Annotated in this window: 9 protein-coding genes; 6 read left to right on the top strand and 3 right to left on the bottom strand. The window is 68.7% G+C overall.

From position 1 onward, the window contains the following. Positions 1-115: 115 nt before the first annotated feature. A complete protein-coding gene (locus ACVOMC_RS13955; protein ID WP_057505629.1) occupies positions 116-1,099 on the top strand; it encodes a LysR family transcriptional regulator in 984 nt (327 codons plus the stop codon). 124 nt (positions 1,100-1,223) lie between these two features. Further along, positions 1,224-1,658 carry a BLUF domain-containing protein gene (locus ACVOMC_RS13950; RefSeq protein WP_481524428.1) on the top strand — a complete coding sequence of 145 codons (435 nt, stop codon included), beginning with the start codon at positions 1,224-1,226 and terminating at the stop codon, positions 1,656-1,658. 6 nt (positions 1,659-1,664) lie between these two features. Here ACVOMC_RS13950 and ACVOMC_RS13945 read toward each other — a convergent pair whose 3' ends face one another. From ACVOMC_RS13945 to ACVOMC_RS13935, 3 genes are all read right to left on the bottom strand, one after another. Beyond that, positions 1,665-2,399 carry a phosphoadenylyl-sulfate reductase gene (locus ACVOMC_RS13945; RefSeq protein WP_481524427.1) on the bottom strand — a complete coding sequence of 245 codons (735 nt, stop codon included), beginning with the start codon at positions 2,397-2,399 and terminating at the stop codon, positions 1,665-1,667. Continuing rightward, positions 2,396-4,102, bottom strand: coding sequence for an assimilatory sulfite reductase (NADPH) hemoprotein subunit (gene cysI / locus ACVOMC_RS13940; RefSeq protein WP_481524426.1), 1,707 nt, complete (start codon positions 4,100-4,102; stop codon positions 2,396-2,398). The genes ACVOMC_RS13945 and cysI overlap by 4 nt, the downstream gene beginning before the upstream one ends. Positions 4,103-4,191: 89 nt before the next feature. After that, positions 4,192-6,033, bottom strand: coding sequence for an assimilatory sulfite reductase (NADPH) flavoprotein subunit (locus tag ACVOMC_RS13935; protein WP_481524425.1), 1,842 nt, complete (start codon positions 6,031-6,033; stop codon positions 4,192-4,194). Between the two features lie 201 nt (positions 6,034-6,234). On the opposite strand from ACVOMC_RS13935, the gene cysD reads away from it, so the two are divergent. From cysD to ACVOMC_RS13915, 4 genes are all read left to right on the top strand, one after another. Continuing rightward, positions 6,235-7,146 (top strand): sulfate adenylyltransferase subunit CysD, encoded by a 912-nt coding sequence (gene cysD, locus ACVOMC_RS13930; protein ID WP_481524424.1) that lies wholly within the window; start codon positions 6,235-6,237, stop codon positions 7,144-7,146. After that, positions 7,146-9,026, top strand: coding sequence for a sulfate adenylyltransferase subunit CysN (gene cysN, locus ACVOMC_RS13925; protein ID WP_481524423.1), 1,881 nt, complete (start codon positions 7,146-7,148; stop codon positions 9,024-9,026). The genes cysD and cysN overlap by 1 nt, the downstream gene beginning before the upstream one ends. A gap of 118 nt (positions 9,027-9,144) precedes the next feature. Next, the gene (locus tag ACVOMC_RS13920) at positions 9,145-10,230 is read left to right on the top strand and encodes an efflux RND transporter periplasmic adaptor subunit (protein WP_481524422.1); all 1,086 of its coding nucleotides are present in this window, start codon (positions 9,145-9,147) and stop codon (positions 10,228-10,230) included. Continuing rightward, positions 10,227-13,352: an efflux RND transporter permease subunit gene (locus tag ACVOMC_RS13915; protein ID WP_481524421.1), complete on the top strand. Its 3,126-nt coding sequence runs from the start codon at positions 10,227-10,229 to the stop codon at positions 13,350-13,352. The genes ACVOMC_RS13920 and ACVOMC_RS13915 overlap by 4 nt, the downstream gene beginning before the upstream one ends. The last annotated feature ends 212 nt before the right edge of the window (positions 13,353-13,564 follow it).

Below are 13,564 nucleotides of genomic sequence, written 5' to 3'. Positions count from 1 at the left end.
CCGGAATCCCCGGAAATGACTTGCGCCACCTCGCACATGACTTTCAGTTATAAGCTGAAGGGGAAATTTGACCTACAGTCCTCCGTCCCCCTCGACCGGTGTTCCGTCTCCCGCGATGACCCTCACCCAACTGCGCTATCTGGTCGCCATTGCCGATGCCGAGATGAACATCACGCTGGCGGCGACGCGGGTGCATGCCACCCAGCCGGGGCTGTCCAAACAGCTCAAGCAGCTGGAGGACGAACTGGGCTTTCTGCTGTTCGTACGCAAGGGGCGCAGCCTGGAGTCGGTGACGCCGGCCGGTGAGGAGGTGATCAGCCGTGCTCGCGCGGTGCTGGCCGAGGCCAACAACATCCGCACCTATGCGGCCAACCAGCGCCGTGAAAGCCACGGCCAGCTGATCCTCACCACCACCCACACCCAGGCCCGGTTCGTGCTGCCGCCAGCGGTGGCGCGGATCAAGCTGGCCTATCCGCAGGTCAGCGTGCATCTGCAGCAGGCCGCCGAAAGCGACGCGCTGGACCTGCTCAGCCAGGGCGATGCCGACATCGCCATCATCAGTACGGCCGGCGGCGAACCGAGCACCGGCATCGCGGTGCCGCTGTTCCGCTGGCGGCGGCTGGTGCTGGTACCCAGGGGCCATCCGCTGGACCGCCCGGGCAAGGCGCCGGACATGGCCGCGTTGGCGGCCCATCCGCTGATCAGCTACGAATCCTCGACGCGGCCGAGCTCGTCATTGCAACGGGCCTTCGCCGCGCAGAAGCTGGAGCCGGATCTGGCGCTGACCGCGCTGGATGCGGACCTGATCAAGACCTATGTGCGTACCGGTCTGGGTGTGGGCCTGCTGGCGGAGATGGCCGTCAGTGCCGGTGACAGCGATCTGCGCGCATGGCCGGCACCGGCGGCCATTCCCGAGTGCATCGCCTGGGCGGTGCTGCCGCGCGACCGGGTGCTGCGCGACTACGCGCTGGAACTGGTGCACGTGCTGGCCCCGCAGATCGACAAGCGCGATCTGCGCCGCGTGCTCGACGGCAACCAGGCGGCCGACTGGCCGCGGCCGCCGAGCTGGGAAGAACTGACCCAGACCATCACCAGCTGAGGCGGTGCGGGCAACCGACCGCGCTGGCGTCGCCGTCTGGCCGGTGGTGTGTTCGAGCTGGCGCATCTGCCCACGGTGAGGCTTTGCTACGCTGCAGGCCGTTTCTACGAGCTCGGGGATGTGCATGGAATTTGCCGCGGTGGCCTATCGCAGTACCGCCGTGTCCGGGCTCGGCAGCGACGAGCTGGATCATCTGCTGGTGGGCGCGCGTGCGCACAACCGGATGGAGGGCGTCACCGGCGTGCTGCTGTATGACGGGCGCCATTTCTTCCAGTATTTCGAGGGGGAGGCAGCGGGGGTGGCGCGGATCTACGCGCGTATCCGTGCCTCGCGGCTGCATGTGGACCTGCAGGAGCTGCAGCACGGCCCGGTGTCGCAGCTGTATTTCCGGCACTGGTACATGGGCTGCCGCCAGACCGGCAACAGCGTGCTGCAGCAGCTCAGCAGCCAGCAGTGGCGCCGCGAAGCGACCGCGTTGGACGGCGGCGGCGCGGATGACCCGCCGGGACTTCAGCAGCTGCGCGATTTCTGGGCACGCCAGGAGGGCGTGGCGCGCTGAGCCGGTTCAGATCTCCTCGTGCAGCCCGCATTCGCGCTTGAGGCCGAAGAAGCGGGTGTCCTCCTCGCGCATGCCCGGCTCCCACCGCCGGGTGGTGTGGAAATCGCCGATGGAGACATAGCCCTGTTCCCACAGCGGGTGGTAGGGCAGCTGGTGTTCCTGCAGGTAGTGCCACACGTCGCGGTCGTTCCAGTCGGCGATCGGATTGATCTTGTAGCGCTCGCCGCGCCGCTGCAGCACCGGCGTGGTGGCGCGGCTGGCTGACTGCCCACGGCGCAGGCCGGTGAACCAGGTGCCGGCCTGCAACTCGTCCAGCGCGCGCTTCATCGGCTCGACCTTGCGCAGGTTGTTGTACTGCTCGATACCGACCACGCCCTGTTCCCACAGCCGGCCGTGACGGGCCTCCATCCAGGCGCGGCTGACCAGCGGCCGGTAGACCTTGAGGTTGAGCTTCAGGCGCTCGGTCAGCGCGTCGGCGAAGCGGTAGGTTTCCGGGAACAGGTAGCCGGTATCGACCAGGATCACCGGGATGTCCGGTTGCTGGCTGCTGAGCAGGTGCAAGGTCACCGCCGACTGCGCGCCGAAGCTGGAGGACAGCACGTGCGTCCCCGGGGCATGTCGCAGTGCCCAGCGCACGCGATCGGCCGCGCCCATCGCTTCGAGCTGCGCGTTCAACGGACCCAGGTCATCCGGCAGGCCGGCAGCGAACGAAGGGGAGGGGGCGGCGGACAGGGCACTCATGCGTGCAGTTCCACGGGAATCTGGCGGTGGGTGGGGTAGGTGGGCAGTTCGACGATGCCGGCGCGGTGCAGAAAGTCGCCGAAGCTTTCACCGCCGGTGCGCTCGCCGGCATAGCGGGCCAGCAGCGGTTCCAGCGCGGCCAGGATCTCCGGCTCGGTGATGTTTTCGCGGTACAGCGTGTTCAGGCGCTGGCCACGGTGATCGGCGCCGAGCATCAGGTTGTAGCGGCCCGGGGCCTTGCCGACCAGCGCGATCTCGCCCAGATAGGGGCGCGAGCAGCCGTTCGGGCAGCCGGAAATGCGCAGCAGGATCGGCGCATCGACCAGCCCGTGCCGCTCCAGCAGCGGCTGCAGCCTGGCGCTGAAGTCGGGCAGGTAGCGTTCGGCTTCTGCCATCGCCAGGCCGCAGGTTGGCAGGGCGACGCAGGCCATGGCCGCGCGCGCCAGTGAGGTCGGCGCGCGGTTGCCAATGTCGAGCCCTGCGGCTTCCACCAGCGCATCGATGCGGTCGCGCTGGTCGGCCGGCACGCCGGCGATCACCAGGTTCTGGTTGCCGGTCATGCGGAACTCGCCCTGGTGGATGCGGGCGATCTCGCGCAGTGCGGTCAGGTGCGGCGCGCCGGGACGGTCGGCGACCCGTCCGGAGGACAGCGACAGGGTCAGGTGCCAGCGGCCGTCGCCACCCTCGACCCAGCCGTAGCGGTCGCCGTTGTGGACGAACGGCTGCGAGCGGCCGGGCTGGAAGGTGATGCCGGCACGGTGCTGGATCTCTACGGTCACCGTGTCCAGGCCGTGGTCGTCGATGGTGTACTTGAAGCGGGCCCGCTTGCGCAGTTCGCGGTTGCCCAGGTCGCGCTGGGTGGTGACCACGGCGGTGGCCACATCCAGCAGGGCATCACGCGGGATGAAGCCGACGTTGTTGGCAAGGCGCGGATAGGTTTCGGCATCGCCGTGGGTGGCGCCCATGCCGCCGCCCAGGGTCACGTCATAGCCGAGCAGTTCACCGGCAGCGTCCAGCACGCCGATGAAGCCCAGGTCGTTGGCGAACACGTCCACATCGTTGAGCGGCGGCAGCGCGAAGCCGATCTTGAACTTGCGCGGCAGGTAGCGCTCGCCGTAGACCGGCTCGTCCTCGCTGCCGCTGCCGGCCACCCGCTCCTCGTCCAGCCAGATCTCGTAGTAGGCGCGGGTGTTGGGCAGTAGGTGCTCGGAGGTGCGCGCGGCATCGGCATACAGCGTGGCGTGTGCGCGCGACAGCAGCGGGTTGGCCGCGACCAGCACGTTGCGGTTGACGTCGCCGCAGGCGGCCAGGGTGTCGATCAGCGCGGCGTTGATCGCCTGCATGGTCGCCTTCAGCTCGCGCTTGATCACGCCATGGAACTGGAAGGCCTGGCGGGTGGTGATGCGCAGCGAGTGGTTGCCGAAGCGGGTGGCCACGGCATCGAGCTTGAGCCACTGCTCCGGGCTGACCACGCCACCGGGTGTGCGGGTGCGGATCATGAACTGGTAGGCCGGTTCGAGTTTTTGCCGGCGGCGCTCGTCGCGCACATCGCGGTCATCCTGCTGGTAGCTGCCGTGGTACTTGATCAGGGTCTGGTCGTCCTCGCGCAGCGCGCCGGTGACCGGATCGGCCAGGCTCTCGAGCAGGGAGCCGCGCAGCCGGTTGCTTTCGGCCTTGATGGATTCGACGGAGTGGTTGCTCATGTTCTGTTCGCTATGCCGGAAAGGGAGGGGCAGGCGCACCGTTCAGGCGCCAGGCATATCACCGCGACCGCGGCGACCGCACTCGGCCGTCAATACACATCCCGGCCATAGCGCCCCTCCGTGTGCAGCTGCGTGAGGTACTCGCGGGCGCCGTCCTCATCCAGTCCACCGTGTTCACGCACCACGTCCAGCAGCGCGGCATGCACGTCCTTGCCCATACCGATCGCGCCGCACACATACAGGTGTGCGCCGTTCTGCAGCCAGTCGTACAGGTCGCGGCCACGCGTGCGCACGCGCTGCTGCACGTAGATCTTGTCGGCCTGGTCGCGGGAGAAGGCCAGGTCGAGGCGATGCAATTCCTTGCGGCGCAGGGCGTCCTGCCATTCGGTCTGGTAGAGGAAATCGGTATTGAAATGGCGCGCGCCGAAGAACAGCCAGTTGCGCCCCGCAGCGCCGGTTTCGGCGCGCTCCTGCACAAAGCCGCGGAACGGCGCCACGCCGGTGCCCGGGCCGATCATGATGATGTCGCGGCTGGCATCGGCCGGCACCCGGAAGCGTTCGTTGGCCTCGATGTAGACGGGCAGCGAGGCGCCTTCGGCCAGTGCAGCGAGGAAGCTGCTGGCCGCGCCCTGGTGGGCGCTGCCGTGCGCGTCATAGCGCAGCTCGTCGACGGTAAGGTGGACTTCCTCGCCCACGCGCTTGCGGCTGGAGGCGATCGAGTAGAGGCGTGGGGCGGCGGGGCGCACCGTGGCCAGCAGGGCCTCGGCACTCCACTCGGCTGGCCAGCGCCTCAGTACATCGATGAGCTGGTGGTCTTCGAACACCGCAGCCAGTTCGTTCTTCTGTGCCGGGTCCAGCAGGCGCGCCAGTTCCGGGTGCGCGCTGCGCTCGGCCACAGCGGCCAGCAGCGGGCGCGATATGCGGGTCAGTTCGCGGTGCTCGGCCAGCCATTGCGACAGCGGGCGGCGGTGGCCGTCATGGGCGACAGCCGTGGCACCGTCCAGGCCGGTGGCATCCAGCACCGCCTCCACCAGCGCGGGCGGATTGCGGTGCACGATGCCCAGCGCGTCGCCCGGCTCGTAGTGCAGTCCGCTGCCCTCCAGCGACAGTTCCAGGTGATGCACGCGCTTGTCGGCGGCGCCATAGTGCGCGTAGGCCGGGCCCTTGAAGTCGCGGCCGCTGATGAGCTGGCGTGACAGCAGCTCGGCGTTGAACGGGTGCCGGGCGCTGTACACGCTGGCATGGCGCAGCGGGGTGACGTTGCTTGGTGCCGGGCTGGCCGCCTCGCTGATGTGGGTGCGGGCATCGGCCAGCGCCTGGACTCGCCATGGCGCGGCCACGGTATCGATATCCAGATCGGCTTCGCCGGCCGGCTGCAGGCGGGAGGCCCCCAGCTCGGCCAGGCGCGTGTCGAGCGTGCGGGCGATGCCACAGAATTGGGCATAGCTGGAGTCGCCCAGACCGAGCACGGCGTACTTCAGTTCCGGCAGCCTGGGTGCGCGCTTGCCGGTGATGAACTCGACCAGACCGATCGCGTCATCCGGCGGGTCGCCCTCGCCCTGGGTGCTGATCACGATATAGAGCACGCGTTCGTTGACCAGCTCGCGGGTCGGGTAGGCGTCGGCGCGGACCAGCCGTACCGGCAGGCCGGCGGCCTCGACCTCGGCCACCAGCTGCTCGGCGGCGTGGCGGGCATTGCCGGTCTGGCTGCCGTAGATCACCGTCAGCCGCGACTGGGCCGGCTGCGGGACCGGCTGGCCGCCGGGGATGACCGCCAGCGACGGCGGTGGATGCCCCTGGGCCAAGCCCGCGGCGAAGCCGGACAACCACCACAGGCTGTTGCCGTCCAGGCCTTCCACCAGACGTGTCAGCAGGACCCTGCGGTCTTCAGGCAAGGGGCTGGGGGGCACGACGGCAGCGGCGGAGGTCATGGGGCTGTCCGGTCCGAGTAGGGACGCTGATGCTAGGCAGCGGCCCGCGCCAGCGGAAAGGACCGGGGGTTATCGCGTCATGCCGTGCGCTCATTTCAGTTGTGCGGTCGCTGCGCGCCACACTCGCTGCCCTGGCCGGAAGCCGTTCCCGCCGCACTGATACCCTCTTCAACTGGCCCTGGCCACTACCTTGGTGAAGCAATGACTGCCACCGCATCGTTGTCGCATCTGGACCGGCTGGAAGCCGAGAGCATCCACATCCTGCGGGAAGTCGCCGCGGCCTTCGACAACCCGGTGCTGCTGTACTCGGTGGGCAAGGACAGCTCGGTGCTGCTGCATCTGCTGCTGAAGGCGTTCGCCCCCGGGGTGCCGCCGATCCCGCTGCTGCACGTGGATACGCGCTGGAAGTTCCGCGAGATGATCGCCTTCCGCGACCGCCGTGTGGTCGAGACCGGCACCGAGCTGCGGGTGCATATCAATCCCGATGGCATCGCCCAGGACATTGGCCCGGTCAGTCATGGCGCCGGTGTGCATACCGATGTGATGAAGACCCAAGGCCTGAAGCAGGCGCTGGAGAAGTGGAAGTTCGATGCCGCCATCGGTGGCGCGCGTCGCGACGAAGAGAAGTCGCGGGCCAAGGAGCGTGTGTTCTCCTTCCGCAATGACCGCCATCGCTGGGACCCGAAGAACCAGCGCCCGGAGCTGTGGAACCTGTACAACGCCCGCATCCACGCCGGCGAGAGCGTGCGGGTGTTCCCGCTGTCGAACTGGACCGAGCTGGACATCTGGCTCTATATCTACCGCGAGAAGATTCCGGTGGTGCCGCTGTACCTGGCGGCCGAGCGGCCGGTGGTCGAGCGCGACGGCAGCCTGATCATGGTCGATGACGAGCGCCTGCCGCTGAGGCCGGGCGAAGTGCCGCAGCTGCGCAAGGTGCGCTTCCGCACGCTGGGCTGCTATCCGCTGACCGGCGCGATCGAGTCTGAAGCCGACACGCTGGAGGCGATTATCGCCGAGATGCTGGTGTCCACCACCTCCGAGCGCCAGGGCCGGCTGATCGACCACGACCAGTCCGCCTCGATGGAGAAGAAGAAGCTGGAGGGCTATTTCTGATGAACGCCGCAACCCCGTCTTCACAGATCGCCTCCTATCTGCAGCAGCACGAATCCAAGCCGCTGCTGCGGTTCATCACCTGCGGCAGCGTGGACGATGGCAAGAGCACGCTCATCGGTCGCCTGCTGTACGAGAGCAAGCGCCTGTTCGACGACCAGCTGGCCGCGCTGGAGGCCGACAGCCGCCGCCACGGCACCCAGGGTGAGCGCATCGATTACGCGTTGCTGCTGGACGGGCTGGCCGCCGAGCGCGAGCAGGGCATCACCATCGATGTGGCCTATCGCTACTTCGATACCGACCGCCGCAAGTACATCGTCGCCGACTGCCCTGGACACGAGCAGTACACCCGCAACATGGCCACCGGCGCCTCGACCGCCGATGTGGCGGTGGTGCTGGTGGACGCGCGCAAGGGGCTGCTGCCGCAGACCCGCCGCCACAGCTACATCATCTCGCTGCTGGGCATCGGCCAGGTGGTGCTGGCGGTGAACAAGATGGACCTGGTCGGCTACGACCAGAGCGTGTTCGAGCAGATCGTCGCCGATTACCGCGCGCTGGCCGCGCAGCTGGGCATCGCCCATGTGCAGGCCATTCCGCTGTCGGCGCTGGAAGGGCAGAACCTGTCCAGCCATTCCAGCCTGATGCCGTGGTACGACGGCTCGAGCCTGCTGGAACATCTGGATACGCTGCAGATCAGCGGGCACGACGTGGCCAGCGGGCTGCGCCTGCCGGTGCAGTGGGTCAACCGCCCCAACCAGGACTTCCGTGGTTTTGCCGGCACCATTGCCGCCGGCCAGGTGCGCGCCGGCGACGAAGTGGTGGTGCTGCCCTCGGCGCGCCGCTCCACTGTCAGGCAGGTGCTGGGCGTCAATGGCGAAGTGGCCGTGGCCACGGCCGGGCAGGCGGTGACGTTGACGCTGAGTGATGAAATCGATGTCAGCCGTGGCGATGTGATCGCCGCCGCCGGTGATCCGCCGGAGGTGGCCGACCAGTTCGCCGCGCATGTGCTGTGGATGGACGATGCCGCGCTGCTGCCCGGGCGTCCGTACTGGCTGCAGATCGGCAGCCGCACCGTGGCCGCCAGCATCAGCGAGATCAAACACCGCATCGATGTGAACACTCAGGAGAAACTGGCCGCCAAGCGGCTGGAACTCAATGAAGTCGGCTACTGCAACCTGTCACTGGACGAGCCGGTGGCGTTCGCCGCGTATGCCCACAATCGCGCGCTGGGCGGTTTCATCCTGATCGACCGCCAGACCAATGCCACCGTCGCCGCCGGCACGCTGGATTTCGCGCTGCGCCGCGCCGGCAACGTGCACTGGCAGCATCTGGATGTGGACCGGGCCGCGCGCGCGCGGATCAAGGGCCAGCAGCCGAAGGTGCTGTGGTTCACCGGGCTGTCCGGCGCCGGCAAGTCGACGATTGCCAATCAGGTGGAAAAACGCCTGCATGCGCGTGGCTGCCACACCTTCCTGCTCGATGGCGACAACGTGCGCCATGGCCTGAACCGCGATCTGGGCTTCACCGACGAGGACCGGGTGGAGAACATCCGCCGGGTGGCCGAAGTGGCGCGGCTGATGGCCGATGCCGGGCTGATCGTGCTGGTGAGCTTCATCTCCCCGTTCCGCGCCGAGCGGCAGATGGCCCGCGAGCGCTTTGCCGACGGTGAATTCATCGAGGTGTTTGTCGATGTGCCGCTGGCGGTGGCCGAGGCCCGTGACGTCAAGGGCCTGTACCGCAAGGCCCGCGCCGGTGAGATTCCCAATTTCACCGGGATCGATTCGCCGTACGAGGCGCCGGAGAACCCGGAGCTGCACCTGTATGCCGATGGCGAGGCGCTGGACGCGATGGTCGACCAGGTGGTGCGGCTGGCGCTGCGCTGAGCCGCCAGCGTCAGGCCGGCCCGGAGCGGGGCCGATCCGGGCGCCCCCCTCTAACGGCACATCCGGCCGTCACTTCGGCCAGCTAGACTGACCGATCGTGTAGCTGACGGATTTACCTATGTTGGGGCGTTTTGTCGCCACCGTTGCCGGTGGCACTGTCTTGGCGCTGGCCTTGGCCGGTTGCAATCGTGAAGGCGCCCAGGCGCCACGCCAGACCGCTGGTGCTGTGCCGGTGACCACCCAGATCGTGCAGCTGTCGGCCTGGAATGACACCTTGCAGGCGCTGGGCACCACCAAGGCGCGCGAGTCGGTGGTGATCACCGCCAAGGTGAGCGAAATCGTCGACACGGTGCATTTTGAAAGCGGCCAGCAGGTCGCGGCCGGAGCGCCGCTGGTCACCTTGCGCGGCGACGCCCAGCAGGCCGCGCTGGCCTCGGCCCAGGCGACCTTCGCCGAGGCCGACCGGCTGTACCAGCGCCAGCGCGAGCTGGCTGCGCAGCAGCTGGTGTCCCATTCCACCTTGGACACGCAAAAAGCCATCCGCGATGCCGCCGAGGCCCGCGTGCGGCAGATGCGTGCCGATATCGGTGACCGCCAGGTCCGCGCGCCGTTCGCCGGCGTGCTGGGCATCCGCCAGGTCAGCCCCGGCGCGCTGCTCACGCCGAGCACACCGATCGCCACGCTGGATGACCTGTCGCGCATGCATGTCGATTTCCCGCTGCCGGAGGCCGAGCTGGCGACGCTGCAGCCTGGCGACAAGGTCGTCGGCAGCAGCATCGCCTGGCCCGGGCGTACCTTCGAGGGACGGGTGAGCACCATCGATGCGCGGGTCGATCCGGGCAGCCGCGCGGTGACCGTGCGCGCCGATTTCGCCAATGCCGACCACGCGCTGCGTCCGGGCATGCTGCTGGATGTGCGCCTGTTCCGCCCCGAGCGGCAGGCGCTGGTGATCCCGGAGATCGCGGTGGTCCAGGTCGGCCGTGACTCCTTCATCTACCGGGTCAAGGACGACGCCAGCGTCGAGCGGGTCGACGTCAAGACCGGCACCCGCCGCGCCGGCGTGGTCGAGATCACTGACGGCCTGACCGCCGGCGAGCGCATCGTCATCGACGGTACCGGCAAGCTGCGTCCGGGCATCAAGATCGAAGATGCCAAGCCGGCCGCCGCCGCGCAGGCACCCGCCACGCAGGCGGCTGCCGGATGAAGCTGTCCGACCTTTCGATCAAGCGGCCGGTGCTGGCCGTGGTGATGAGCCTGCTGCTGGTGGTGCTGGGGTTGATGTCGTTCAGCCGGCTGACCCTGCGCGAGTTGCCGGCGATCGATCCGCCGATCGTGTCGGTGTCGGTGGACTACACCGGCGCCTCGGCCGCGGTGATCGAAAGCCGTGTCACCCAGGTGCTGGAAGACGCGCTGGCCGGCATCGAGGGCATCGACACGATCAACGCGCGCAGCACCAATGGCCGCGCCTCGGTCAGCATCGAGTTCAATGCCAACCGCGACATCGAGGCCGCCGCCAACGATGTGCGTGACGCGGTCAGCCGCGTCGCCGACCGCATGCCCGAAGAAGCGCGCCCGCCGGAGATCGCCAAGGTCGAGAGCGACGCCGACCCGATCATCTGGTTCAACATGAGCTCCAGCTCGATGGACACGCTGGAGCTGAGCGACTACGCCGAGCGCTACGTGGTGGACCGCTTCTCCAGCATCGACGGGGTGGCGCAGATCCGCATCGGCGGCCGGCAGCGCTACGCGATGCGGGTGTGGCTGGACCGCGACCAACTGGCGGCGCGCGGGCTGACCGTGGGCGAGGTGGAAGCCGCGCTGCGCAGCGAGAACGTGGAGCTGCCGGCCGGGCGCATCGAATCGGACGACCGCGACTTCACCCTGCGCGTGGAGCGCAGCTATGTGGCCCCGGCCGACTTTGCCAGCATCCCGCTGGGCAAGGGCGCCGACGGCTATGTGGTGCGGCTGGGCGATGTGGCCAAGGTCGAGCTGGATTCGTCCGAGCGTCGCGCCTACTACCGCAGCAACGGCGAGCCGGGCATCGGCCTGGGCATCGTCAAGACCTCCACCGCCAACGCGCTGGACGTGGCCCGGCTGACCCGTGCCGAGGCCGAACGCATCGCGCCGAGCCTGCCCAAGGGCACGCAGATCTTCGTCGCCTTCGACAACACCACCTTCATCGAGGCCGCCGTTGAGCGCGTCTACGCCACGCTGGTGGAAGCGATGCTGCTGGTGCTGGTGGTGATCTGGCTGTTTCTGGGCAGCATGCGGGCGGCGCTGATCCCGGCGGTGACCGTGCCGGTGTGTCTGGTGGCCGCGTTCATCGCGCTGTTCGCGTTCGGCTTCTCGATCAACCTGTTCACCCTGCTGGCGCTGGTGCTGTGTATCGGCCTGGTGGTCGATGACGCCATCGTCGTGGTGGAGAATGTGCAGCGCCGCATCGACCTGGGCGAGCCGCCGCTGGTGGCCGCCCGGCGCGGCACCGCGCAGGTGGCGTTCGCGGTGATCGCCACCACCGCGGTGCTGGTGGCGGTGTTCCTGCCCGTGGGCTTCCTGGAAGGCAATACCGGCCGCCTGTTCCGCGAGCTGGCCGTGGCGCTGGCCGCGGCCGTGGCCTTGTCGGCGTTCGTGGCGCTGACGCTGACGCCGATGATGGCCTCCAAGCTGCTCCGGCCGCACAGCGAGCGCAAGGTCGGGCGCCTGCACGGCTTCATCAACCGCCAGCTGGAACGTGTCTCGGCCGCCTACGGCCGGGTGCTGGACCGGCATGTGCAGCGGACCTGGGTGTTCGGCGGGGTGATGCTGGCTGCGCTCGGGGCAAGCTGGGGGCTGTTCACCCTGCTACCCTCGGAGCTGGCCCCGGCCGAGGACCGCGGCTCGTTCCAGATCGTGATCGACGGCCCGGAAGGCGCCGGTTTCGACTACACCGTCGGCCAGGTGCAGCAGGTCGAGCGGATCGTTGCGCAGTTCGTGGGCCCGCAGGAACCGATCGTGCGCGCCAACCCGCGCGTGCCCGGCGGTTGGGGCAACAGCGAGGAGATGCACACCGGCCGCATCAGCGTGTTCCTGCAGCCCTGGCGTGACCGTACCGAAGCCACCAGCGACGTGGCCAACGACCTGCAGAAACAACTCAACGGGCTGAGCGGGGTGCGCGTGCGCACCATGGTCGGTGGCGGTCTGGTGCGCAGCATGGGCCAGCCGTTCCAGATCGTGCTCGGCGGCCCGGAATACGCCGAGATCGCGCAGTGGCGCGACCGTCTGCTCGCCCGCATGGCCGACTACCCCGGTCTGGTCGGCGCCGATTCGGACTACAAGGAAACCCGGCCGCAGATGCGGGTCAACATCGACCGCCAGCGTGCGGCCGACCTGGGCATCTCGGTGACCGACATCGGCCGTGCGCTGGAAACGATGATGGGCTCGCGCCGCGTCACCACCTTCGTCGACAACGGCGAGGAGTACGACGTGCTGGTGCAGGCCGGGCGTGAAGGCCGCGCCTCGCCGGCCGATCTGGCCGCCATCCAGGTCCGCGCGCGCTCAGGTGAACTGGTGCCGCTGTCCAACCTGGTCACGCTCAGCGAGGTGGCCGAGGCCGGCAGCCTGAACCGCTTCAACCGGCTGCGCTCGATCACCATCAGCGCCAACCTCGCTCCCGGCCACACCCTGGGCGAGGCCATCGCCTGGGTACAGGAGGCCGCCCGTGAGGAGCTGCCCGACTACGCGCAGATCGACTGGAAAGGCGAGTCGCGCGAGTACCAGAGCACCGGCAGCGCGGTGCTGCTGACCTTCGGCATGGCCCTGCTGGTGGTGTACCTGGTGCTGGCCGCGCAGTTCGAGAGCTTCATCCACCCGCTGGTGATCATGCTCACCGTGCCGCTGGGCGTGCTCGGCGCGCTGCTCGGGCTGTACATCAGCGGCGGCACGCTCAACCTGTTCAGCCAGATCGGCATCGTCATGCTGGTCGGGCTGGCGGCCAAGAACGGCATCCTGATCGTGGAATTCGCCAACCAGCTGCGTGATGAGGGCCGCAGCGTGCACCAGGCCATCGTCGAATCGGCGATGGTGCGCCTGCGCCCGATCCTGATGACTTCCATCGCCACCGTGGTCGGCGCGATTCCGCTGGTCGTGGCCGGCGGTCCCGGTTCGGCCAGCCGCGCCACCATCGGCGTGGTGGTGATCTTCGGTGTCACCGTGTCCACCTTCCTGTCGCTGTTCGTGGTGCCGGCGTTCTACGCGCTGCTGGCGCCGTACACGCAGTCGCCGGAGACGGTGGCCAATGAACTGGCCAGGCAGGAGCAGGAAACGCCCTCGGTCGGTGGCCATGCCTGAGCCGCTGCTCGACGGTCGCGTGCGGTTGCGGCGCTGGGGGGGGGCCGCCGAGGGGGGGGGCGGGGGGGGCGCCAAACCCCCCCCCCCCCCCCCCGCGCGGGGGGGCCCCCCGCGGGGGCCCCCGCCGCCGGTGCCACGGGCGTCCTCGGCATTCGGCAATGACGATTCGCTGGCCGGCATGCGCGTGCTGTGCGTGGACAACGACCAGGAGA

Source organism: Stenotrophomonas sp. STEN014, from assembly GCF_056760315.1.
Note: the sequence above shows the minus strand (reverse complement) of the source record. Positions and strands in the feature narration are given on the sequence as shown.

Coding starts and splice junctions, on each gene's coding strand:
- ACVOMC_RS13955 (WP_057505629.1), top strand. CDS start 116: ATGACCCTCACCCAACTGCGCTATCTGGTCGCCATTGCCGATGCCGAG.
- ACVOMC_RS13950 (WP_481524428.1), top strand. CDS start 1,224: ATGGAATTTGCCGCGGTGGCCTATCGCAGTACCGCCGTGTCCGGGCTC.
- ACVOMC_RS13945 (WP_481524427.1), bottom strand. CDS start 2,399: ATGAGTGCCCTGTCCGCCGCCCCCTCCCCTTCGTTCGCTGCCGGCCTG.
- cysI (WP_481524426.1), bottom strand. CDS start 4,102: ATGAGCAACCACTCCGTCGAATCCATCAAGGCCGAAAGCAACCGGCTG.
- ACVOMC_RS13935 (WP_481524425.1), bottom strand. CDS start 6,033: ATGACCTCCGCCGCTGCCGTCGTGCCCCCCAGCCCCTTGCCTGAAGAC.
- cysD (WP_481524424.1), top strand. CDS start 6,235: ATGACTGCCACCGCATCGTTGTCGCATCTGGACCGGCTGGAAGCCGAG.
- cysN (WP_481524423.1), top strand. CDS start 7,146: ATGAACGCCGCAACCCCGTCTTCACAGATCGCCTCCTATCTGCAGCAG.
- ACVOMC_RS13920 (WP_481524422.1), top strand. CDS start 9,145: ATGTTGGGGCGTTTTGTCGCCACCGTTGCCGGTGGCACTGTCTTGGCG.
- ACVOMC_RS13915 (WP_481524421.1), top strand. CDS start 10,227: ATGAAGCTGTCCGACCTTTCGATCAAGCGGCCGGTGCTGGCCGTGGTG.